Annotated in this window: 23 protein-coding genes and 1 other annotated feature; of the genes, 13 read left to right on the top strand and 10 right to left on the bottom strand. The window is 50.1% G+C overall.

Going from position 1 to position 21,879, the window contains the following annotated elements:
* Positions 1–4 precede the first annotated feature (4 nt).
* From O1721_RS18495 to ugd, 11 genes are all read left to right on the top strand, one after another.
* Positions 5–1,204: a glycosyltransferase gene (locus tag O1721_RS18495; RefSeq protein WP_032103488.1), complete on the top strand. Its 1,200-nt coding sequence runs from the start codon at positions 5–7 to the stop codon at positions 1,202–1,204.
* Positions 1,182–2,363, top strand: coding sequence for a glycosyltransferase family 4 protein (locus O1721_RS18490; protein ID WP_172973740.1), 1,182 nt, complete (start codon positions 1,182–1,184; stop codon positions 2,361–2,363). Before O1721_RS18495 ends, O1721_RS18490 begins: the two co-directional genes overlap by 23 nt.
* Before the next feature lie 43 nt (positions 2,364–2,406).
* The gene (wbaP, locus tag O1721_RS18485; RefSeq protein WP_032103487.1) at positions 2,407–3,843 is read left to right on the top strand and encodes an undecaprenyl-phosphate galactose phosphotransferase WbaP; all 1,437 of its coding nucleotides are present in this window, start codon (positions 2,407–2,409) and stop codon (positions 3,841–3,843) included.
* 39 nt (positions 3,844–3,882) lie between these two features.
* Positions 3,883–4,191 (top strand): hypothetical protein, encoded by a 309-nt coding sequence (locus O1721_RS18480; protein ID WP_479953291.1) that lies wholly within the window; start codon positions 3,883–3,885, stop codon positions 4,189–4,191.
* Positions 4,192–4,208: 17 nt separating this feature from the next.
* A complete protein-coding gene (locus O1721_RS18475; protein WP_479953288.1) occupies positions 4,209–4,913 on the top strand; it encodes a glycosyltransferase in 705 nt (234 codons plus the stop codon).
* A gap of 79 nt (positions 4,914–4,992) precedes the next feature.
* The gene (gene rfbB / locus O1721_RS18470; protein WP_032103484.1) at positions 4,993–6,057 is read left to right on the top strand and encodes a dTDP-glucose 4,6-dehydratase; all 1,065 of its coding nucleotides are present in this window, start codon (positions 4,993–4,995) and stop codon (positions 6,055–6,057) included.
* 15 nt (positions 6,058–6,072) lie between these two features.
* The gene (gene rfbA / locus O1721_RS18465) at positions 6,073–6,939 is read left to right on the top strand and encodes a glucose-1-phosphate thymidylyltransferase RfbA (RefSeq protein ID WP_032103483.1); all 867 of its coding nucleotides are present in this window, start codon (positions 6,073–6,075) and stop codon (positions 6,937–6,939) included.
* 12 nt (positions 6,940–6,951) lie between these two features.
* Positions 6,952–7,842 carry a dTDP-4-dehydrorhamnose reductase gene (gene rfbD, locus O1721_RS18460; protein WP_032103481.1) on the top strand — a complete coding sequence of 297 codons (891 nt, stop codon included), beginning with the start codon at positions 6,952–6,954 and terminating at the stop codon, positions 7,840–7,842.
* Positions 7,843–7,852: 10 nt separating this feature from the next.
* On the top strand, positions 7,853–8,401 hold the full coding sequence (gene rfbC / locus O1721_RS18455; RefSeq protein ID WP_023295000.1) for a dTDP-4-dehydrorhamnose 3,5-epimerase: 549 nt from the start codon (positions 7,853–7,855) through the stop codon (positions 8,399–8,401).
* 135 nt (positions 8,402–8,536) lie between these two features.
* Positions 8,537–9,943, top strand: coding sequence for an NADP-dependent phosphogluconate dehydrogenase (gndA, locus tag O1721_RS18450; protein ID WP_017693097.1), 1,407 nt, complete (start codon positions 8,537–8,539; stop codon positions 9,941–9,943).
* Positions 9,944–10,195: 252 nt separating this feature from the next.
* Positions 10,196–11,362, top strand: a complete 1,167-nt coding sequence (gene ugd / locus O1721_RS18445; protein WP_003859477.1) for a UDP-glucose 6-dehydrogenase — start codon at positions 10,196–10,198, stop codon at positions 11,360–11,362.
* A 48-nt stretch (positions 11,363–11,410) separates the two neighbouring features.
* Here ugd and O1721_RS18440 read toward each other — a convergent pair whose 3' ends face one another.
* Complete coding sequence (locus tag O1721_RS18440) at positions 11,411–12,415, bottom strand: NAD-dependent epimerase (RefSeq protein ID WP_032103480.1); 1,005 nt, start codon at positions 12,413–12,415, stop codon at positions 11,411–11,413.
* 191 nt (positions 12,416–12,606) lie between these two features.
* On the opposite strand from O1721_RS18440, the gene wzzB reads away from it, so the two are divergent.
* Positions 12,607–13,587 carry an LPS O-antigen chain length determinant protein WzzB gene (gene wzzB / locus O1721_RS18435; RefSeq protein ID WP_032103478.1) on the top strand — a complete coding sequence of 327 codons (981 nt, stop codon included), beginning with the start codon at positions 12,607–12,609 and terminating at the stop codon, positions 13,585–13,587.
* A 39-nt stretch (positions 13,588–13,626) separates the two neighbouring features.
* On the opposite strand, the gene hisIE is transcribed toward wzzB, so the two are convergent.
* From hisIE to hisL, 9 genes are all read right to left on the bottom strand, one after another.
* Positions 13,627–14,238, bottom strand: coding sequence for a bifunctional phosphoribosyl-AMP cyclohydrolase/phosphoribosyl-ATP diphosphatase HisIE (gene hisIE, locus O1721_RS18430; protein WP_032103476.1), 612 nt, complete (start codon positions 14,236–14,238; stop codon positions 13,627–13,629).
* Entirely contained in the window at positions 14,232–15,008 is a 777-nt protein-coding gene (hisF, locus tag O1721_RS18425; protein ID WP_032103475.1) for an imidazole glycerol phosphate synthase subunit HisF, read from the bottom strand. The genes hisIE and hisF overlap by 7 nt, the downstream gene beginning before the upstream one ends.
* Positions 14,990–15,727: a 1-(5-phosphoribosyl)-5-[(5-phosphoribosylamino)methylideneamino]imidazole-4-carboxamide isomerase gene (hisA, locus tag O1721_RS18420; RefSeq protein WP_032103473.1), complete on the bottom strand. Its 738-nt coding sequence runs from the start codon at positions 15,725–15,727 to the stop codon at positions 14,990–14,992. Before hisA ends, hisF begins: the two co-directional genes overlap by 19 nt.
* Positions 15,727–16,317: an imidazole glycerol phosphate synthase subunit HisH gene (hisH, locus tag O1721_RS18415; RefSeq protein ID WP_015572396.1), complete on the bottom strand. Its 591-nt coding sequence runs from the start codon at positions 16,315–16,317 to the stop codon at positions 15,727–15,729. Before hisH ends, hisA begins: the two co-directional genes overlap by 1 nt.
* Positions 16,317–17,384 carry a bifunctional histidinol-phosphatase/imidazoleglycerol-phosphate dehydratase HisB gene (gene hisB, locus O1721_RS18410; RefSeq protein ID WP_032103470.1) on the bottom strand — a complete coding sequence of 356 codons (1,068 nt, stop codon included), beginning with the start codon at positions 17,382–17,384 and terminating at the stop codon, positions 16,317–16,319. Before hisB ends, hisH begins: the two co-directional genes overlap by 1 nt.
* A complete protein-coding gene (gene hisC, locus O1721_RS18405) occupies positions 17,381–18,442 on the bottom strand; it encodes a histidinol-phosphate transaminase (protein WP_032103469.1) in 1,062 nt (353 codons plus the stop codon). Before hisC ends, hisB begins: the two co-directional genes overlap by 4 nt.
* Entirely contained in the window at positions 18,439–19,743 is a 1,305-nt protein-coding gene (hisD, locus tag O1721_RS18400) for a histidinol dehydrogenase (RefSeq protein WP_032103468.1), read from the bottom strand. The genes hisC and hisD overlap by 4 nt, the downstream gene beginning before the upstream one ends.
* Before the next feature lie 5 nt (positions 19,744–19,748).
* Positions 19,749–20,648 carry an ATP phosphoribosyltransferase gene (gene hisG / locus O1721_RS18395; RefSeq protein ID WP_000886595.1) on the bottom strand — a complete coding sequence of 300 codons (900 nt, stop codon included), beginning with the start codon at positions 20,646–20,648 and terminating at the stop codon, positions 19,749–19,751.
* 45 nt (positions 20,649–20,693) lie between these two features.
* Positions 20,694–20,817, bottom strand: a sequence feature (His leader region).
* On the bottom strand, positions 20,793–20,843 hold the full coding sequence (hisL, locus tag O1721_RS18390; RefSeq protein WP_099516347.1) for a his operon leader peptide: 51 nt from the start codon (positions 20,841–20,843) through the stop codon (positions 20,793–20,795). (Overlaps the previous feature by 25 nt.)
* Before the next feature lie 172 nt (positions 20,844–21,015).
* Here hisL and O1721_RS18385 point away from each other — a divergent pair, with 172 nt between their 5' ends.
* Positions 21,016–21,840: an SDR family oxidoreductase gene (locus tag O1721_RS18385; protein WP_017383300.1), complete on the top strand. Its 825-nt coding sequence runs from the start codon at positions 21,016–21,018 to the stop codon at positions 21,838–21,840.
* Positions 21,841–21,879: the final 39 nt, after the last annotated feature.

The following is a 21,879-nucleotide window of genomic DNA, read 5'->3' as shown; positions in this document are numbered from 1 at the left end:
TTTTATGAACAAAAAAAAAGATATAAAAGACATCGTCGTCTTATCCACGGCAGACTGGGACAACCCATTCTGGACAAATAAACAGCATGTTGCCTTAGAGCTGGCAAACCGTGGGCACCGTGTTCTTTACATAGAGTCTCTGGGACTGCGCCGACCTAGTGTAAATAAGAAAGACCTTTCGCGTATCTTCCGCCGGGTTCTTAAAGCGATTAAAGCACCTCGAAAAGTGCGCGACAATGTCTGGGTATGGTCACCAATTTCCATCCCATTTAATAACTACGCTTTTGTGCGTAAGCTTAATAAACTGATTTTGAGCAGCGCGCTCAAATTCTGGTGCTGGCGTTTAAAATTCAAAGACGAAACGCTATGGACCTATAACCCGTTGACCACGCGTTTTCTGGAGCCGGGTGATTTCGGTTATGTTGTTTATCATTGTGTCGACGAAATTAAAGCTCAGCCTGGAATGCCGGTAGAGATCCTTCAGGATGCAGAGGAAGAGCTTGTACGTCGCGCAGACATTACCTTTGTCACTTCTCTGACGCTTCTGAAGTCAAGAAAGCATTGGAGCGATGAGGTCTATTACTTCTCTAACGTAGCTGATTATAATCACTTTTCAAAAGCGCTGGATGATCAACTGCCCGTTCCTGCCGACCTGAACGCGATCCCGGAGCCAAGAATTGGCTTTATTGGCGCGATTAGCGGCTATAAGGTGAATTTCTCTCTCCTGGAAGCGATTGCAGAAGCTCATCCTGAATGGTCGCTCGTGATGATTGGCGATGTTGGCGAAGGAGATCCTAACACTGATGCGACCCAACTTACCCGTCACAAAAATATTCATTTAATTGGGCCAAGGGCGTACCAGCAGTTGCCTGGCTACCTGAAGGGCTTTGCCGCAACTTTGCTGCCTAATAATTTGAATGAATATACTGCTTCAATGTTCCCTATGAAGTTCTTTGAGTATCTGGCGGCAGGGAAGGCAGTGGTGAGTGTCGATTTAGCGTCCTTGTGTGACTTTAAAGACTATTTTCGCGTTGCCCACACCCCCGCTGAGTTTATTTCAGCTCTGGAAGATATTACCTCTGGCGATCGGATTTCTGTGGAGAAATGTCAGGAGCTTGCCCGAGAATATACTTACCAGTCACGCACTAAAAAAATGTTTAAGCTAATTGATGAGAAGCGCAATGAAAGTAGCAATCGTTCATGAGTGGTTCAGTTCCTATGCGGGTTCTGAAAAAGTGGTTGAGCAAATTTTACGTTGTTATCCCGATGCGGATGTTTTCGCTGTATGTGATTTCTTAAAGCCGAAAGACAAACATTTTCTTAATAATAAAAAAGTCACTACTACATTTATTCAGCGTTTACCATTTGCAGCAAAAAAATTCCAGTCTTATCTGCCGTTGATGCCATTGGCAATTGAACAGCTTGATATGTCAGCTTATGATGTTGTTATTTCAAGCAGTCATGCTGTTTCTAAAGGGGTGATTACAGGCCCTGACCAGATTCATGTGTCATATGTCCATTCGCCTATTCGTTATGCTTGGGATTTCCAGCACCAGTATTTGCGTGAATCTGGCCTGAACAAAGGTCTTAAAGGCTGGCTTGCCAAGTATCTCCTGCATAAGATTCGTATTTGGGATTACCGTACTGCTGCGGGCGTTAATCATTTTATTGGTAACTCGCGATTTATTGCACGTCGCATTAACAAAGTTTATGGCAGACAAGCAGACGTCATCTATCCGCCTGTGAATACGGATAAGTTTGAATTCAGTGAAAAAAAAGAGGATTTCTATCTGGCTGCTTGTCGCATGGTACCTTATAAGCGTGTAGATCTCATTGTTAGTGCGTTTGCCAAAATGCCTGATAAAAAGTTAGTGGTTATCGGTGATGGTTCTGAGATGGATAAGATCAAACAGCTGGCGACGGATAATATCACGCTACTCGGCTATCAGGATGATGCTGCCATGGTAGACTATATGAAGCGTGCCAAAGCTTACGTATTTGCCGCAGAAGAAGATTTTGGTATCTCACCTGTAGAAGCACAAGCAAGCGGTACGCCGGTCATTACGTACGGTAAAGGCGGGTGCCTTGAAACGGTTAAACCCCTTGGTAGCGATAAACCGACGGGGCTGTTCTTCTTTGAACAAACCGCAGACGCTATATGCGAAGCCGTGAATACTTTTGAAAAATACGCCGATAAAATTAAGCCAGAAGACTGTCGCGAACATGCTTTAACCTTCTCAGAGCAGCGTTTCCGTGACGAGATTAGTCAGTATGTCGATAGTGCCTGGGCTCAATATTCTGAGTCACTGATCAATACTCAGGCTGCGCGAGTACAGAACAGTTATACTCATCCGGAAAAATAATGACCACGGCATAAATCAGTCGATTTATGTCAGGGATTAAACAATGAAAATTAGCGTATTTAAAGATCAAAAGAAAGAATTCATTTGCCGTGGGGCCTTAATTGCATCGGATTTATTTTGGCTTAATGTTTCTTTGGGGCTTTCCTTTTTAACCGTCATGTTTTTTATTGGCGATTTAAATACCTTTATGCCAATTCGCCAGATTGATGTGAGGGTGTTATCACACTTTATTCTGACTGTAATGTGTGTGTTTTGGTTTGGCGTCCGCTTACGTCATTATGCACAAAAGAAACCCTTCTGGTCTGAACTTAAAGAAACACTGCGTACTATTGTCATTTTTTCGATCTTCGATCTTGCATTAGTGGCATTTTCTAAATGGCACTTTTCTCGCTATATTTGGGCCTACTGTTGGCTATATGCCATCATTATGGTTCCGTTATCGCGTGAAATTACAAAAATCATCCTTAACAAATTTGGCTACTGGAAAAAGCGCACCGTTATTTTAGGTTCCGGACGAAATGCGCGTGAAGCCTATTATGCTTTACAAAGCCATGAGGTGTCTGGTTTCAAAATTGATGCGTTTTGTGATTTTGATGCGACAGCCGATATTATGGAAGAGTGTCCGATCGTTAAAGATGAAGAGACATTGCTTACTCATTATAATTCGTTTTCAACTCAGTTCGTAGTCGCGTGCGATTTTGACGAAAAAGATAAATTTGAAAACTGGTTACGATTCCTTGCGAAACATAAGTGCCGTAACGTTATAATTATTCCATCTCTGAGAGGATTCCCTTTATACGGCACTAGTATGTCATTTATATTTAGCCACGAAGTATTACTTCTTCAGGTTCACAATAATCTGTCTAAACTGACCTCGCGCTTCATTAAGCGTACTTTCGATATCGTCTGCACCTTAGGCATTCTTCTTGTTTCATCGCCACTGCTGGTTTACCTGTGGTATAAAGTTTCCCGTGATGGTGGGCCAGCTATCTATGCTCATACGAGAATTGGGCGCCGTGGTGAGAAATTTGACTGTTATAAGTTTCGCTCTATGAATATCAATTCAAAAGAGATCCTTGCAGAATTACTTGAGAAAGATCCTGAAGCGCGTGCTGAATGGGAAAAAGATTTTAAGTTGAAAAACGATCCGCGTATTACTGCTATTGGTCACTTCATTCGTAAAACGAGTCTTGATGAGTTACCTCAGTTATTTAACGTACTCAAAGGTGAGATGAGCCTGGTCGGCCCGCGTCCGGTCATCCACGAAGAGCTGGAACGCTATGCCGATGACGTTGAATATTATCTGATGGTAAAGCCAGGCATGACTGGCCTGTGGCAGGTGAGTGGACGTAACGATGTTGACTACACCACGCGTGTTTATTTTGACTCCTGGTATGTCAAAAACTGGTCTTTGTGGAATGATATCGTCATTCTCTTCAAAACCGTCAATGTGGTTCTGTTGAGAAAAGGCGCTTACTGAATTAAGCACATTGGATATGGCCTCTAATACGGAGTTTTAATGAAAGCCTTTGTTTTTGTTAATGATAACGGCGCTGCCTTTAGCCGTTATAAAAAAAATGAGATCCCTGCGCAGTTCGTATACGGCGTATCCAAATTAGAAAAGATGGGCTTTGAGGTAATGGTCGGTCGGGGAAACTTACTTAATGATCTGATTTCATTTTGGAAGTTCAAACCAGATTTGTTCTTTATGCCTTTTATTAAAAGAAAAACGATGCTTTTTTATATTCTGGCACGTATTTTTTATTTAAAACAAAGTTTGCGGGTTGGATGCATCTCGATGTTTTCTCCCCTCCAGTGTCTCGGTTAAAGAAAGTAATACATTCATTGCTTCTGCCATTTTTAAAGTGTTATGTAAGAAAAATTGATGCGATTTTCTTTCTTTCGGAAAAGTCACGCGATGAAATCAAGGCCTCAAGAGGACTTCATTCTCATCAATGTCACTTTATACCATGGGGAGGAGATGCAACTTTCTATGCACCTTTTATTAATGGATTACATAACGAGAATATAATTTCGACAGGGCGTGAAAATAGGGATCTGCCGTCTGTAATGTCATCGGTAAAAAATAGCGACGTTACAATTGATATCTATACCAGCGATTTAAATTTGCCTGATAGCTATGCAAATGTAAATGGCGACATTAGGATAAATAAAGGTCGCTGGGCATATACAGACTTGCTTGAGAAAGTAAGTGCATCAAAGAGCATGATTATCCCTATTAAAACAGATAAGATCAATTATTGTGTCGGATTGTCTTCATTGATTGAGGCTATCGCTTTAGGCGTGCCAGTTATTGCTACATACAACCCTTACTGGTATGTCGATATTGAGAAAGAGAAGTGCGGGATTTATATTAAAGATAATTCTTTAATTGAATGGACGCGCGCTCTAGAAAAGATTAATAGGGATCCCGAGTTGGTTGCTCAAATGTCTAAAAATGCATTGAAAACATTCGAAGAAAAATGTGACTTTGTCCGTACGGAAGAGATGCTTGCAATGCATATAGATAATATACTCAAAAAAAAGTGATCCTTTAACAGCTTATAAAGAATTGTATGAGTCAGTTGAGTATAGAGCTCCTCTGAATAACTAACAGAAAGTGAAAACTATGAAAATTCTTGTCACTGGTGGTGCTGGTTTTATTGGTTCAGCCGTGGTTCGGCATATTATAAATAATACTCAGGATTCAGTATGCGTGGTTGATTGTTTAACCTATGCAGGTAATGTTGAGTCTCTGGCACCAGTTGAAAAAAATTCGCGATACTCATTCTCTCTAACTGATATTACTAATGCGAAAGCTGTTGCGGATATTTTCAATTCCTTCCAGCCTGATATCGTGATGCATTTGGCTGCTGAAAGTCATGTTGACCGTTCTATCGACGGGCCCGCGGCCTTCATCCAGACTAACGTAATAGGTACATTCATTCTTCTTGAAGCATCGCGTCAGTATTACGCATCACTTGATGATGATAGGAAGAAGGTTTACCGCTTCCACCACATCTCTACTGATGAAGTTTTTGGCGATCTTCACGATGCTGACGGATTATTCACTGAAGAAACACCTTATGCGCCAAGTAGCCCTTACTCGGCCTCTAAGGCTGGTAGCGATCATTTAGTTCGCGCCTGGAATCGTACCTATGGCTTACCAACGGTGATTACCAACTGTTCTAACAACTATGGCCCCTACCATTTTCCAGAGAAGTTAATTCCGCTCATTATTCTTAATGCTTTGTCGGGAAAACCACTCCCGGTCTATGGGAACGGCGAGCAGATCCGCGATTGGCTGTATGTTGATGATCACGCCCGCGCACTGTACAAAGTGGCTACAGAGGGCAAGATCGGTGATACATATTGCATTGGTGGTCATAACGAACGTAAAAATATTGATGTTGTAAAAACTATTTGCGCAATTCTTGATAAAATCATAGATAAAAAACCAAACGGTATTGTCAATTTTGCAGAGCTTATAACTTTTGTTGCCGATCGTCCTGGACATGATCTTCGTTATGCCATTGATGCAACTAAAATGAAAAATGATCTCGGCTGGGAGCCTCTTGAAACCTTTGAAAGCGGGATCGAAAAAACTATTCAATGGTATCTTAATAATGAAGGTTGGTGGCAGCGTGTTCTTGATGGCTCTTACGCTGGTGAACGTCTTGGCCTGAACAAATAATCGAGGTATAGCGTTATGAAAGGAATTGTTTTAGCTGGCGGTTCAGGTACACGCCTGTACCCGATTACACAAGGTGTGTCTAAGCAACTGCTCCCTATATATGACAAGCCTATGATTTTTTACCCAGTATCGGTACTCATGCTTGCCGGTATTCGGGATATCCTCATTATCACCACACCTGAAGATATGCCTGCTTTCCAGCGCTTAATGAAAGATGGCTCGCAGTTTGGTGTTAATTTCACCTACGCCGTGCAGCCCTCACCAGATGGCCTGGCACAGGCATTTACGATCGGTGAAAAGTTTATTGGCGACGAGCCTTGCGCATTAGTGTTGGGTGATAATATTTTCTTTGGTCAAAGTTTCGGTATGAAGTTGAATGCGGCGGCAAAGAAAACGTCAGGGGCAACTGTGTTTGGTTATCAGGTTCAGGATCCGGAGCGCTTTGGTGTTGTCGAGTTCGATGAACATTTCAAAGCATTATCTATTGAGGAAAAACCCCTCAAGCCTAAATCAAACTGGGCAGTTACTGGACTCTATTTCTATGACAATAATGTTGTCGACATGGTTAAGGAAATAAAGCCTTCTGCTCGCGGTGAGCTTGAAATCACAACTCTAAATCAGATGTATCTTGACCGGGGTGAGCTTGAGGTGGAGTTATTAGGTCGTGGATTTGCCTGGCTCGATACAGGTACTCACGATAGCTTGATTGAAGCTTCTCAGTTCATTCATACCATTGAAAAGCGGCAGGGTATGAAAGTGGCATGCCTTGAAGAAATTGCATTCCGTAATAGATGGCTTAGTGCGGACGAAATAGCAGTTCAGGCCGATCTGCTTCAGAAAACATCTTATGGTCAATATTTGAAAATGTTGATTGGACAATAAACCGGCATGCCAATGAAAATTTTACTTGTAGGAAAAAATGGGCAGGTTGGATGGGAATTACAACGTTCTCTTTCCACTCTTGGAGAAGTCATCGCAGTAGATTATTTCGACAAGCATTTATGTGGTGACTTGACTGACCTTCCTGGCATCGCACAAACCGTACGATTGGTGAAACCTGATGTTATCGTTAACGCGGCAGCGCATACCGCTGTGGACAGAGCCGAACAAGAACGTAACCTGTCTAAGTTGCTCAATCAGAAAGGGGTTGCGGTTCTCGCTGAGGAGTCAGCGAAATTAGGTGCGCTCCTAATTCATTACTCTACAGATTATGTGTTTGATGGTGAGGGCGATCATTATCGTCTGGAAGATGAGGCACCAGCACCGTTAAATGTCTACGGTGAGACTAAATTAGCAGGCGAGTTGGAAATTACGCGCCTTAATCCCCGACATCTCATATTCCGCACCAGCTGGGTTTATGCCACTCGTGGTAATAATTTTGCGAAAACCATGCTGCGTTTAGCTCGTGAGAAAGAGAGGTTGTCCGTTATCAACGACCAGCATGGCGCTCCGACAAGTGCTGAATTATTGGCTGATTGTACTGCACTCGCAATTCGTGAAGAGCAGAATAATAAATCTGTTGTTGGTAAATACCATTTAGTCGCAAGCGGGGAAACGACCTGGTTTGATTATGCTAATTTTGTTTTCGAAACGGCTAAAGCTCAGGGTGAGCCTCTGCTTATCCAGGAAGTTAACGGCATTTCTACCAGTGAATATCCGACACCTGCTACTCGTCCGTTGAATTCACGCCTCTCAAATCAGAAATTCCAGCGTGTGTTTAATGTGACACTTCCAGACTGGAAACAAGGTGTTGAACGTGTGGTAATAGAAGTTTTGGGGAAATAAAGAGTTAATAATGAAAGTCATTGATACTGAAATTCCTGATGTAAAAATCATCGAGCCGGTCACTTTTGGTGATGAACGGGGTTTCTTTATGGAAACTTGGCAACAAAAGAAATTTTGTGAATTGGTATGCGAACGTAACTTCGTGCAGGATAACCACTCAAAATCTGCAAGAAATATTTTGAGAGGCTTACATTACCAGACTCAAAATCCACAAGGAAAATTGGTACGTGTTGTCAGCGGAGAAGTCTTTGATGTTGCTGTTGATATGCGAAAATCATCAGCCACGTTTGGGCGCTGGACAGGTATTATGCTTTCCGCTGAAAACAAACGTCAACTTTGGATCCCTGAGGGATTTGCTCACGGTTTTTACGTCTTGTCTGAAAGCGCTGAGTTTGTCTATAAGTGCACTGATTATTATAACCCTTTGTCTGAACATTCCCTATTGTGGAATGATGATTCTGTTGGGATTAAGTGGCCACTTATTGATGGTGAGTTACCCCTGCTGTCATCCAAGGATAGTTTAGGCAAGACGTTCGCCGATTCCGTCTATTTTGACTAAACGATACACTGTTTGCCTATCTCGCGGCCGTTAGCGCACCAAAGGCTATCCATAAGTAACAGGCTTGAGTTAACATCGTATATACATTCAAACTGCATCGCACCGCAGTGATTATCCCCAAGACAGGAGTATGTAATGTCCAAGCAACAGATCGGCGTTGTCGGTATGGCAGTGATGGGGCGCAACCTGGCGCTCAACATCGAAAGCCGTGGTTATACCGTCTCCGTTTTCAACCGCTCCCGTGATAAGACCGAAGAAGTCATCGCTGAGAATCCAGGCAAAAAACTGGTTCCTTTCTATACGGTTAAAGAGTTCGTTGAGTCTCTGGAAACACCTCGTCGTATCCTGTTAATGGTGAAAGCGGGCGCAGGTACCGATGCAGCTATCGATTCACTGAAACCGTATCTGGATAAAGGCGACATCATTATCGATGGCGGCAACACCTTCTTCCAGGACACCATTCGTCGTAACCGTGAACTGTCTGCTGAAGGCTTCAATTTCATCGGTACCGGCGTATCCGGCGGTGAAGAGGGCGCTCTGAAAGGTCCATCCATCATGCCTGGCGGTCAGAAAGAAGCGTACGAACTGGTTGCGCCTATTCTGACTAAAATCGCAGCCGTAGCTGAAGACGGCGAGCCATGCGTGACCTATATCGGTCCTGATGGCGCTGGTCATTACGTGAAAATGGTTCACAACGGCATTGAATATGGCGACATGCAGCTGATTGCTGAAGCCTACTCTCTGCTGAAAGGCGGCCTGAACCTCTCCAACGAGGAGCTCGCAGAGACCTTCACCGAGTGGAATAAAGGCGAGCTGAACAGCTACCTGATCGACATCACCAAAGATATCTTCACCAAGAAAGATGAAGAGGGTAAATACCTGGTTGATGTGATTCTGGATGAAGCCGCTAACAAAGGTACCGGTAAATGGACCAGCCAGAGCTCTCTGGATCTGGGTGAGCCGTTGTCCCTGATCACCGAATCCGTCTTCGCACGTTATATCTCTTCTCTGAAAGAGCAGCGCGTTGCAGCATCTAAAGTGCTGTCTGGCCCGAAGGCCAAACCCGCTGGTGATAAAGCAGAGTTCGTTGAGAAAGTCCGTCGCGCGCTGTATCTGGGTAAAATCGTCTCTTACGCGCAGGGCTTCTCTCAGCTGCGCGCGGCATCTGACGAGAATAACTGGGATCTGAACTACGGCGAGATTGCGAAGATCTTCCGTGCCGGCTGTATCATTCGCGCTCAGTTCCTGCAAAAAATCACCGATGCCTACGCTGAGAATGCGGGTATCGCAAACCTTCTGCTGGCGCCTTACTTCAAACAAATTGCTGACGAATATCAGCAGGCGCTGCGTGATGTTGTTGCGTACGCGGTGCAGAATGGTATCCCGGTTCCGACCTTCTCCGCTGCGGTGGCATATTACGACAGCTATCGCGCTGCCGTTCTGCCAGCGAACCTGATTCAGGCACAGCGTGACTACTTCGGTGCGCATACCTATAAGCGTACCGATAAAGAAGGTGTGTTCCACACCGAATGGCTGGATTAATCTGATTTAACTCAGTCTGATAGCATGGCCCGGTGAGTCTCACCGGGCTTTTTTTATCGCTTTCGGCCCATGTTGACTTACTTTTTCCAGCCAACCACTTTCATTGCCGCATAAATCACTACGTTTATCCCTTTCTGAAGCAAGGCATTCGCCTTGACAGTCCCTCAACTTAAGAGGTAAAAACCTCAACAGTTGTTTATTGCGGTGGTGTGCTTACGCCTCCAGAAACTCAAACTTGAAGAAGTTAAACGAATGAAAATAACTATCTCCGGAACAGGCTATGTTGGTCTCTCAAACGGTATTCTGATTGCACAAAACCATGAAGTGGTTGCGCTGGATATCGTGCAGGCAAAAGTGGACATGCTTAACCAGAAGAAGTCCCCGATCGTCGATAAAGAGATTGAAGAATACCTCGCGACCAAACCGCTGAACTTCCGCGCTACCACGGACAAAGAAGACGCATACCGCGATGCGGATTTCGTCATCATCGCCACCCCAACCGACTACGATCCTAAAACTAACTACTTCAATACCTCAACCGTTGAAGCGGTGATTAAAGACGTTACGGCAATCAACCCGAACGCAGTGATGATCATCAAGTCGACAATTCCAGTGGGTTTCACCAAATCGATTAAAGAAGAGTTGGGTATTGATAATGTCTTCTTCTCGCCGGAATTTCTCCGCGAGGGCAGGGCGTTATACGATAACCTGCACCCATCCCGTATCGTGATTGGCGAGCGTTCCGAGCGTGCGGAGCGTTTTGCTGCGTTGCTTCAGGAAGGCGCAATCAAAAAAGATATTCCGGTCCTGTTCACCGATTCCACAGAAGCTGAGGCCATTAAGCTTTTCGCCAATACCTATCTGGCGATGCGTGTGGCTTACTTCAACGAACTTGACAGCTATGCCGAAAGCTTAGGTCTGAACACCCGTCAGATCATCGAGGGCGTGTGTCTTGACCCGCGTATCGGTAACCATTACAACAATCCGTCCTTCGGTTACGGTGGTTACTGCCTGCCAAAAGATACCAAGCAGCTGCTGGCAAACTATCAGGCAGTGCCGAACAACCTGATTTCCGCCATTGTGGATGCCAACCGCACGCGTAAGGACTTCATCTCAGATTCCATTCTGGCGCGTCAGCCGAAAGTGGTGGGTGTATATCGTCTGATCATGAAGAGCGGTTCTGATAACTTCCGCGCTTCTTCCATTCAGGGGATCATGAAGCGTATTAAGGCGAAGGGCGTTCAGGTGATTATTTATGAACCGGCCATGCAGGAAGACGAGTTCTTCCATTCGCGTGTGATCCGCGATCTGGATGCATTCAAAAAAGAAGCGGACGTAATTATCTCCAACCGTATGGCGGAAGAGCTGGCGGACGTGAAAGATAAAGTCTATACCCGCGATTTGTTCGGCAGCGACTGATTAATATCGTGATATAAAAAAACCCGGCGCTCTGCCGGGTTTTTGTTTTTAAACGTTATAGAAGTTGCGGTACCAGTCGACGAAGTTTTTCACGCCTTCTTTGACTGAGGTTTGTGGTTTAAACCCAATAACGTCATACAGCGCTTTGGTGTCCGCACTGGTCTCCAGCACGTCACCCGGCTGGATCGGCATCATATTTTTTACCGCTTCCTTGCCCAGCGCCTCTTCAAGTGCGGTAATGTAATCCATCAGTTCGACAGGTGAACTGTTACCGATGTTATACACGCGATACGGGGCTGAACTGGTTGCTGGCGAACCGGTTTCGACTGTCCAGTCGGCATCGGCCTGAGGAATGACGTCCTGTAGGCGAATAATCGCCTCCGCAATATCATCGATATAGGTGAAGTCGCGCTTCATCTTGCCGTAGTTGTATACGTCGATGCTGTTGCCTTCAATCATGGCTTTGGTGAATTTAAACAGCGCCATGTCCGGGCGTCCCCATGGGCCATACACGGTAAAGAAGCGCAGGCCAGTGGTTGGCAGGTTATACAGATGCGAATAGGTATGCGACATCAGCTCATTGGCTTTTTTGGTTGCCGCATACAGGGATACCGGATGGTCTACGGAATCGTCAGTAGAAAACGGCATCTTACGGTTGAGGCCGTAAACAGAACTGGATGACGCATACAGAAGATGCTGAACCTTATTGTGGCGACAGCCTTCCAGCACGTTCAGGTGACCTACCAGGTTAGCATCTGCGTAGGCATGCGGGTTTTCCAGCGAGTAACGCACGCCCGCCTGTGCGGCAAGATGGATCACGCGGTCAAATTTCTCATTGGCGAAGAGCGCAGCCATGCCCTCGCGGTCCGCTAAGTCCAGCTTGTGGAAGGTGAAACTCTCGGATTTGAGCAGTTCGAGGCGAGCGAGCTTGAGGTTAGGGTCATAGTAATCATTCAGATTATCAATCCCAACAACTTCATGCCCTACATCAAGCAGGCGCTTGCTGACATGAGAACCGATAAAGCCCGCCGCGCCCGTTACCAGAAATTTCATAGCTTCCCTCATTTACAGTGTTCTTATTGATGCCCCAGACATCAGAATCCGACTATGATAGCGCGTCGCACTTCACTTACATAACTCATCTTTCCGATATAACTCATCGGATTCTTATAGAAAAATCGCCAGCAACAGATACACTATGGAAACAAGATTGTTTTTGCCCTTTTTCATCTGTTAGGGATTGTATGACGCACAACAACGATAACCTGGTCACACGCAACAATGACCCGGAGCAAATTGATTTACTGGATTTAGTGCTACAGCTGTGGCGTGGTAAGTGGGTAATAGGGGCATTTGTTGCTGCTTTTATCGTTCTCGCCGTTATTTATATTACTGTAGCCAAAGAGAAATGGACGTCATCCGCCATCATAGCCCAGCCAGATGCGGCACAAATCGCCACCTATTCCAATGCGTTGAATATCCTCTATGGCGGGGCAGCACCTTCAACCTTAGATATCCAAAATCGTGCTATTGGTCGTTTTAATTCTTCTTTTTCAGCATTAGCGCAAGCGCTGGACAACCAGGAATTTCCCGAGAAATTGAGCATTGAGCCTACTGTAAAGGGACAGAGTGTACCTTTAACTGTCAGTTATCAGAGCGATTCGGCTGAAGCAGCACAAAAGCAGTTGGCTCAGTACATCCAGCAGGTTGACGAACAAACGGCCAAAGAACTGACGCTTGACCTCAGAGACAACCTCAAGCAACAGATCACAACCCTGAACGACTCTCTTCTGAACCAGGAGAAAGTGGCACAGGAGCAAAAAGATCTGCGTATCAAGCAAATTTCTGAGGCGCTTAAGAACGCGGAAGCGGCGAAAATTAGTACACCGCAGCTCCAGCAAACGCAGGATGTTACTCAGGAAACCATGTTCCTGCTGGGCACCGTAGCGCTCAAATCAATGGTTGATAACGAGGCGTCCCGTCCGCTGGTCTTCCCTGGCTCTTACTATCAGACCAAAAAGAACTTACTGGATATTGAAAACCTCAATGTTAACCCAGACACAGTACACGTGTATCGTTACGTGATGAAACCAGATCTGCCAATCAAGCGTGACAGCCCTAAAAAGGCCATCACCCTCATCCTTGCCGTTCTCCTCGGCGGGATCATCGGTTCTGCTGTCGTCCTCGGCCGTAACGCGCTGAGAAACTACAAACCAAGAGCCTGATTTACACACAAAAAAAGACCGGGTCTCCCCGGTCTTTTTTTATTTATGTCGTTTCCGCAAATTCTCAATCACCGTCGTTAAATCCAGCTCCTGATCCTGAAGCAGCACCAGCAGGTGATACATCAAATCCGACGCTTCGTTCGTCAGCTCCTCCCGGTCATGCACGGTGGCCGCCAGCGCCGTTTCAACGCCTTCTTCACCCACCTTCTGCGCAATACGCTTGGTGCCGCTGGCGTACAGCTTCGCCGTGTACGAGCTCTCGGGATCCGCTGATTTACGCTCTGCCAGCAGCTGTTCCAGCTGATAGAGGAACAGCCACTGGTGGCTCGCCTCGCCAAAGCAGCTGCTGGTACCTTTGTGGCAGGTCGGCCCAATCGGGTTGACCAGCACCAGCAGGGTGTCGTTGTCGCAGTCTGGCGTAATGCCGACCACATTCAGGAAGTGACCTGAGGTTTCCCCTTTCGTCCACAGGCGCTGTTTGGTGCGCGAGAAAAACGTCACCTTGCCGCTGTCGATCGTTTTTGCCAGTGCCTCCTGGTTCATGTATCCCAGCATCAGCACTTCGCCTGAAACGGCATGCTGTACAACCACCGGCAGTAATCCGTCAGTTTTTTCCCAGTCCAGCTGCGCCTGTTGTTGCTCTGTTAACATACCCTGATCTCCACGCCCTGGTCGGCCAGGTACGTTTTTAACTCACCAATATTGATAATCTGTTTGTGGAACACGGAAGCGGCCAGCGCGCCGTCTACGTTCGTATCGCGGAAGGCTTCAAGGAAGTGTTCCATGGTGCCCGCGCCGCCGGAGGCAATCAGCGGAACCTGGCAGACCGCGCGCACTTTTTTCAGCTGCTCGAGGTCGTAACCGTTGCGTACGCCGTCCTGGTTCATCATGTTCAGCACGATCTCACCCGCGCCGCGTTTTTGTACTTCCTGCACCCAGTCCAGCGTCTCCCATTGGGTGACGCGCGTGCGGCTTTCATCGCCGGTGTACTGGTTAACGTGATATTTGCCCGTCGCGGTATCAAACCAGGTGTCGATCCCCACGACAATGCACTGCACGCCAAAGCGGTCCGCCAGACGCGTAATCAGCTCCGGATCTGCAAGCGCAGGGGAGTTAATCGAAATTTTGTCCGCACCGAAAGAGAGAATTTTCGCCGCATCGTCAGCAGATTTAATCCCGCCCGCCACGCAGAAGGGAATATCAATCACCTCTGCCACGCGCGCCACCCAGCTTTTGTCCACCACGCGGCCATCGCTGGAGGCGGTGATATCGTAAAATACCAGTTCGTCTGCGCCTTCTTCGGCATAACGTTTTGCCAGCGGAACGATGTCGCCAATGATCTCGTGGTTGCGGAACTGCACGCCTTTTACAACCTGACCATCACGCACGTCCAGGCAGGGAATTATCCGTTTTGCCAGCATTGAATCGCCTCCTTCACCGTAAATTTGCCTTCCAGCAGCGCGCGACCCACGATCACGCCACGTACACCGGTTCCGCGCAGAGCGGCGATATCCGCCAGGTCGCCGATACCGCCAGAGGACTGAAACGCCACCTGCGGATAACGGGCGCAAACCTCTTCATACAGTGAGACGTTAGATCCTGCGAGCGTACCATCGCGTGAAATATCCGTGCACAGGACGTGCTTAAGCCCTACCGGGAGATACATCCCGACCAGCTCTTCCAGCGTTACGCCGGAGTTTTCCTGCCAGCCGCTGACTGCGACCTGCTTGTTACCCTGCGCGTCAATGCGCACATCCAGCGCCAGCACCAGCGCATCCGCACCGAAGCGGCGGAACCAGCCCTTGACACTCTCAGGATCTTTCACAGCGGTCGAACCCACTACCACGCGCGCCACGCCCGCGTCCAGTAAGGCGGCAACATCGGCTTCCGTACGCACGCCGCCGCCCACCTGCACCGGGACGTCCACGCCAGCCACCAGTGTTTTAAGCAGTGGGATCTGGCGTTTGGCCGGATCTTTCGCGCCGGTCAGATCGACCAGATGCAATACCTCAGCGCCCTCGGCGGCGTAAGCCTGTAACCGCGGCAGCGGGTCGTTGCCGTAGTCGCGCTGCTGCCGGTAATCGCCCTGGTGGAGACGAACAACCGTGCCGTCAATCAAATCTAAAGCGGGAATTATCATCACATCTCCAGGAAATTTTTCAGCAGTTGCGCACCGGCGGCGCCGGAGCGTTCCGGGTGAAACTGCACGCCGTAAAAGTTATCTTTCTGCACGGCGGCGGTGAACGCCTCGCCGTAATTGCACTGGGCGATGGTGTAGGCATTCACGGGCATGGCGTAGCTGTGAACAAAATAGAAGTACGCGCCGTCTTCAATACCCTGGAACAGCCTGTTGCCCGCCTTCGGATAAACGCGGTTCCAGCCCATGTGCGGCAGCGGCAGGCCGTGGTCGGTCATTTTCGGCACGTCTTCTTCAATAATGCCCAGCAGATCAACGCCGTTGCTCTCTTCGCTGCGCCGGCCAAGCAGCTGCATGCCGAGGCAAATGCCCAGCACCGGTTGAGTACAGGCTTTGATGAGATCCACCAGCTCGCGCTCATGGATCTGATCCATCGCCGCCTGGGCGGTGCCTACGCCCGGCAGAAAGAGTTTATCGGCACGCAGCACCACGTCCGGGTCGCGGCTCACCACCGGCTCATAGCCGTGGCGCATAATCGCCGACTGTACGGAGTTCAGGTTGGCGCATCCGGTGTCCAGAATCACCACGTTCATTACAGCACTCCTTTCGACGAGGGCAGGGCGTCACCTTCCACGCGGATCGCCTGGCGCAGGGTACGGCCAAAGGCTTTGAACAGGCTCTCGACGCGGTGGTGATCGTTTTTGCCTTTGGTTTTCAGGTGCAGCGTCAGGCCCATGGTGTAAGAGAGCGAGCGGAAGAAGTGTTCCACCATCTCGGTGCTGAGATCGCCCACGCGCTGGTAGGTAAAGTCGGCTTTGTATTCCAGGTGCGGACGCCCGGAGATATCCATCGCGCAGCGCGCCAGGCACTCGTCCATCGGCAGCACGAAGCCGAAGCGGTTGATGCCGCGCTTGTCGCCGAGCGCCAGCTTCAGGGCTTCGCCCAGCGCCAGGCCGGTATCTTCCACGGTGTGGTGATCGTCGATATACAGGTCGCCCTTAACGGTGATCTCCATGCGGAAGCCGCCGTGCGTGGCGATTTGATCCAGCATGTGGTCAAAGAAACCGACGCCGGTGTGGATCTTGCTGCCGCCTTCGCGGTCGAGCCAGACCTTCACGTCGATCTGCGTCTCTTTGGTGTTGCGTTCAACGTGGGAATAGCGGTCGCGTCGGGTGAGTTGCTCGCCAATCATCGCCCAGTTTAGCGTGTCGCGGTTATAGCGCAGGCCCGCAATGCCCATGTTGTCCGCCAGCGTGATATCCGTGACGCGATCGCCGATCACATAGCTGTTGCTTTTATCCAGCGCCTCTTCCGCCAGATAACGCTCAACCAGCTTCACTTTTGGCTTGCGGCAGTCGCACTCGTCGGCAGGCATATGCGGGCAGATCAGCACTTCGTCGAAGGCGATGCCCTGCGAGGTCAGCACCTGCATCATTAGGTTGTGCGGGCCGTCAAAGTCTCCCTGCGGGAAGCTGTCGGTGCCCAGACCGTCCTGGTTGGTGATCATCACCAGCTTATAGCCTGCTTTCTGAAGCTTCAGCAGCACCGGGATCACATCGGGTTCAAAGGCCAGCTTGTCGAAACGATCGACCTGAAAATCGCTGGGTGGCTCCGAGATGATGGTGCCGTCACGATCGATAAAGAGATACTTCTGACTCATACTTTCTCCGCTTTCAGGGCGTCAATCACGCGCTGGCTCTCTGCACGGGTGCCGACGGTAATACGCAGGCAGCCGCTCAGGGTAGGTTGTTTATTCTGGTCTCGTAAGATAATGCCCTGATCCCACAACGATTTAAATATCGCGCTTGAGGCGGTGAAGCGCACCAGGATGTAGTTGGTTTCCGAGTCGAACACCTGCTCCACGCACGGAATCGTTTTAAGGGCATCAACAAGATACTGACGCTCTTCCAGGATCTGCGCCACACGCTCGCGCATCGCGCTGATGCCCTGCGGGGCCAGCGCCTGTGCCGCAATATCGGCAACCGGCGTTGAGAGCGGATACGGGGCGATCACTTTCAGCAGCAGGTCGATAACCGCTTTATTCGCCAGCGTAAATCCACAGCGAAGGCCAGCGAGGGCGAAGGCTTTGGAAAGGGTACGCAGCACAACGAGATGCGGATACTCCTCAAGCCAGCCTGTCAGCGTCGCCTGCGGGCAGAACTCAATGTAGGCTTCATCAGCGACGACCAGCGCCTTTCCGCGCGTCATCTCCAGCAGGGTGCGGATATCCTGCGGATGAATAATCTGCCCGGTGGGGTTATTCGGGCTACAGACAAACACCACCTTCACGCCGTCGAGGTTATCGGCGATGCCCTGCAAATCCAGCTGCCAGTTGTCGAGCGCCTGCACGTTGCGGCAGGCCACGCCAAAGGTTTCGGCGCTCACGCTGTACATCCCGTAGGTGGGCTGGCAGTACATCACCGCGTCTTTACCCGGCTCACAGAAGGCGCGGATCAGCAGCTCAATCCCTTCATCAGCCCCACGGCTGACCAGCACCTGCTCAGGCTTCACGCCTGCATACTGCGCATAGTTCTCGATCACCGCTTTCGGCTGACACTCCGGGTAGCGGTTCAGCGTCTGCTGCGAAAGCTCAAAGGCCACCGCCGTGGGATATTCATTGGCATTCAGCCAGACGTCGCCGTTCCCGCCCAGACGACGCGCAGACTGATAGGGCGTCAGGCGACGGACATTTTCGCGGGCTAATTCTTCGATGTTCATGCTTGCTCCTTCAGGGCGGCAACGCGCAGCGTCACGGCATTTTTGTGGGCAGTCAGGCGCTCGGCGGCGGCCAGGGTTTCAATGGTCGACGCCAGCGAGGCAAATCCCTCGCGGGAGAGTTCCTGCACGGTCATGCGCTTCTGGAAATCCGCCAGCCCCAGGCTGGAGCAGGTTGAGGTATAGCCATACGTCGGCAGCACGTGGTTGGTGCCGGAGGCGTAATCCCCGGCGGATTCCGGTGACCAGTCGCCGAGAAACACTGAGCCTGCGCTGGTTATGCTGTCGACCAGTTCGCGCGCGTTGCGGGTCTGAATAATCAGGTGCTCAGGACCGTACTGGTTGGAGATGGCGATGCACTGGTCAAGATCGCGGGCCACAATCAGGCGGCTGGCGGATAGCGCCTGACGCGCCGTTTCCGCCCGCGGCAGGTCAGCCAGCTGACGCTCAACGGCGTCGCCCACGCGTTTTGCCATGTCGGCATCTGGCGTCAGTAAAATCACCTGCGAGTCAGGGCCGTGCTCGGCCTGCGAGAGCAGGTCAGAGGCCACGAAATCCGGTGTAGCGCCGCTGTCGGCAATCACCAGCACCTCAGACGGACCGGCAGGCATATCAATCGCCGCGCCGTCCAGACGCTGGCTGACCTGGCGTTTCGCCTCGGTCACGTAGGCATTGCCCGGGCCAAAGATTTTGTCGACCTTCGGAATGGATCCCGTCCCGAACGCCAGGGCGGAAATCGCCTGCGCACCGCCCACTTTATAGATCGCCTGCACGCCGCACAGCCTCGCCGCGTACAGGATCTCGTCGGCGATCGGTGGCGGAGAGCAGAGCACCACCTTCTGACAACCGGCAATACGTGCCGGGGTGGCCAGCATCAGGACGGTCGAAAACAGCGGGGCAGAGCCGCCAGGAATATAGAGGCCGACGGACGCCAACGGGCGTGTCACCTGCTGGCAGCGTACGCCGGGCAGGGTTTCCACATCCACCGCCTGCAATTTCTGCGCGGTGTGGAAGGTATCAATATTTTTCACCGCGACGGCCATCGCCTGTTTGATGTCATCACCCAGACGATTGCTGGCATCAATGATTTCCTGCTCGGTAACCTGTAACGCGTCGACCTCAGTTTTATCAAACTTCGCGCTGTACTCGCGCAGCGCGTCGTCCCCGCGGGCTTTGACGTTATCAAGGATCTCCGCCACGGTGCGGGTGATGCTCTCCGAGGCGGAAATTGCTGGGCGCATCAGCAGCTCGCGCTGTTGCGCGTCGCTACAGGTATTCCAGTCGATGATTGTGTTAAAGCTCATGGTCGTTACTCCATCATCTTCTCAATTGGCAGCACCAGAATGGAACTTGCGCCCAGCGCCTTCAGTTTTTCCATGGTTTCCCAGAACAGGGTTTCGCTGCTCACCATGTGCATCGCCACGCGCTGCTGGTCGCCCGCCAGCGGCAGAATGGTTGGGCGCTCAGCGCCCGGCAGCAGGGCAATCACTTCGTCCAGGCGCTCGGTCGGCGCATGCATCATGATGTATTTGGATTCACGCGCCTGAATCACGCCCTGAATGCGGGTCAGCAGTTTGTCGATGAGCTGCTGTTTGGCGTCGGCCATCTCGCCGTCGCGCTGGATAAGGCACGCTTTGGAGCGGTAGATCACTTCCACTTCGCGCAGGCCGTTCGCTTCGAGCGTGGCGCCGGTGGAGACGAGGTCACAGATGGCATCGGCCAGGCCCGCACGCGGCGCCACTTCAACGGAGCCATTCAGCAGACAGGATTTAAACTGTACGCCTTTTTGATCGAGGTAACGCTTCAGCAGGTGAGGGTAAGAGGTGGCGATACGTTTGCCGTTCAGCGCGGCCGGGCCGTCCCAGGCTTCATCGACCGGCGTAGCCAGCGACAGGCGGCAGCCGCCAAAGTCCAGACGACGCAGGGTAAAGTAGCGCGGATCTTCGCCCTGCGCGCGGCGGGTTAATAACTCTTCTTCCAGTACGTTTTCGCCGATGATGCCGAGATCAACGACGCCATCCATCACCAGGCCCGGGATATCGTCATCACGTACGCGCAGAATGTCGATCGGCATATTTTCAGCCAGGGCGATCAGGCGCTGGGTGTGCAGGTTGATTTTAATCCCGCAGCGGGCCAGCAGTTCGCGTGAATCGTCGCTTAAACGGCCTGATTTTTGAATAGCTATGCGTAAACGTGAGTTATCTAACATTCTGTGTTCCTCGTTAACCTGTTTTAACCTGTCTGAATGCGGTCCAAAAAAAAGCCCCCGGAAGAAGATCTTCCGGGGGCTTTTTCATGCGTTCATGCACCACTGGAAGATCCAAACGTCTTCCAGCACACATCGCCTGAAAGACTAGTCAGGATGATGGTGATGATGGTGGTTTTTAAAAGGAACGCGTGTCATATAAATTCTCGTTGAATGCTTATGCATTTGATGTCTTTTAACCTAAACCAGTTGTACGCCATAAAGCAAGGGCTTTTTTTGATCATTAATTCATTTCATATTGATGGTATGAATTGTGCGTTCCACCAGGCTGGCGTAGCCTTATAACAGGCATCGTTAAGCGGAGAATGTAATGAAAAAGGTCGCGATTGTCGGGTTAGGATGGTTAGGAATGCCACTGGCGATGTCATTAGCCGCGAAAGGCTGGCAGGTGACAGGGAGTAAGACCACCCGAGATGGGGTTGAAGCGGCACGCATGTGCGGCATTGATGGTGTCGAGCTGCGTCTCGAACCCGAGCTTATCTGCGATACCGACGAGCTGGATGAACTGATGAATGTGGACGCGCTGGTCATTACCTTACCGGCGCGGCGCAGCGGCCCGGGTGAGTCTTTTTACTTGCAGGCGGTGCAGGAGATTGTCGACAGCGCCCTGGCGCACCATATCCCGCGTATCATTTTCACCAGCTCCACCTCCGTCTATGGCGATATCGACGGTACGGCGAAAGAAAACACCGAGCGCCGTCCGGTGACCGCCAGCGGCCGGGTACTGAAAGAGCTGGAAGACTGGCTGCACAATCTGCCTGGCACGCAGGTGGATATCTTACGTCTGGCCGGGTTGGTGGGGCCGGGGCGTCATCCGGGGCGCTTCTTTGCCGGTAAATCTGCGCCGGATGGCCAGCACGGGGTTAATCTTGTGCATCTTGAGGATGTTATCGGCGCCATAGAACTGCTTTTGCAGGCTCCGAAAGGGGGGCACATCTATAATATATGTGCGCCTTCGCATCCGCCGCGCAGTACCTTTTATCCGCTGATGGCGCGCCAGCTGGGTCTGGCGCCGCCGGTATTCAGTGAGGCGCAGGGGGAACGCAAAGGCAAAATTATTGATGGCAATCGTATTTGCCATGAACTGGGATTTGAATATCAGTATCCCGATCCGCTGGTTATGCCCATGGAATAATTGCGCCGGCGGAGACAATCGCACACCGCAAGGGGGCGA

This window comes from Enterobacter cloacae complex sp. HYC033_NIDB (assembly GCF_056673335.1).
The sequence above is the reverse complement of the archived record's forward strand: the minus strand, read 5'-3'. Positions and strand labels throughout refer to the sequence as shown.

Bases quoted from the DNA above. Each gene is read 5' to 3' on its own strand.
- rfbA (WP_032103483.1), top strand. From the start codon at position 6,073: ATGAAAGGAATTGTTTTAGCTGGCGGTTCAGGTACACGCCTGTACCCG.
- rfbD (WP_032103481.1), top strand. From the start codon at position 6,952: ATGAAAATTTTACTTGTAGGAAAAAATGGGCAGGTTGGATGGGAATTA.
- hisG (WP_000886595.1), bottom strand. From the start codon at position 20,648: ATGTTAGATAACTCACGTTTACGCATAGCTATTCAAAAATCAGGCCGT.
- O1721_RS18385 (WP_017383300.1), top strand. From the start codon at position 21,016: ATGAAAAAGGTCGCGATTGTCGGGTTAGGATGGTTAGGAATGCCACTG.
- rfbB (WP_032103484.1), top strand. From the start codon at position 4,993: ATGAAAATTCTTGTCACTGGTGGTGCTGGTTTTATTGGTTCAGCCGTG.
- O1721_RS18440 (WP_032103480.1), bottom strand. From the start codon at position 12,415: ATGAAATTTCTGGTAACGGGCGCGGCGGGCTTTATCGGTTCTCATGTC.
- hisC (WP_032103469.1), bottom strand. From the start codon at position 18,442: ATGAACATCGAAGAATTAGCCCGCGAAAATGTCCGTCGCCTGACGCCC.
- wbaP (WP_032103487.1), top strand. From the start codon at position 2,407: ATGAAAATTAGCGTATTTAAAGATCAAAAGAAAGAATTCATTTGCCGT.
- O1721_RS18480 (WP_479953291.1), top strand. From the start codon at position 3,883: ATGAAAGCCTTTGTTTTTGTTAATGATAACGGCGCTGCCTTTAGCCGT.
- ugd (WP_003859477.1), top strand. From the start codon at position 10,196: ATGAAAATAACTATCTCCGGAACAGGCTATGTTGGTCTCTCAAACGGT.
- hisH (WP_015572396.1), bottom strand. From the start codon at position 16,317: ATGAACGTGGTGATTCTGGACACCGGATGCGCCAACCTGAACTCCGTA.
- gndA (WP_017693097.1), top strand. From the start codon at position 8,537: ATGTCCAAGCAACAGATCGGCGTTGTCGGTATGGCAGTGATGGGGCGC.
- hisF (WP_032103475.1), bottom strand. From the start codon at position 15,008: ATGCTGGCAAAACGGATAATTCCCTGCCTGGACGTGCGTGATGGTCAG.
- rfbC (WP_023295000.1), top strand. From the start codon at position 7,853: ATGAAAGTCATTGATACTGAAATTCCTGATGTAAAAATCATCGAGCCG.
- hisIE (WP_032103476.1), bottom strand. From the start codon at position 14,238: ATGTTAACAGAGCAACAACAGGCGCAGCTGGACTGGGAAAAAACTGAC.
- O1721_RS18490 (WP_172973740.1), top strand. From the start codon at position 1,182: ATGAAAGTAGCAATCGTTCATGAGTGGTTCAGTTCCTATGCGGGTTCT.
- hisD (WP_032103468.1), bottom strand. From the start codon at position 19,743: ATGAGCTTTAACACAATCATCGACTGGAATACCTGTAGCGACGCGCAA.
- wzzB (WP_032103478.1), top strand. From the start codon at position 12,607: ATGACGCACAACAACGATAACCTGGTCACACGCAACAATGACCCGGAG.
- hisB (WP_032103470.1), bottom strand. From the start codon at position 17,384: ATGAGTCAGAAGTATCTCTTTATCGATCGTGACGGCACCATCATCTCG.
- O1721_RS18495 (WP_032103488.1), top strand. From the start codon at position 5: ATGAACAAAAAAAAAGATATAAAAGACATCGTCGTCTTATCCACGGCA.
- hisA (WP_032103473.1), bottom strand. From the start codon at position 15,727: ATGATAATTCCCGCTTTAGATTTGATTGACGGCACGGTTGTTCGTCTC.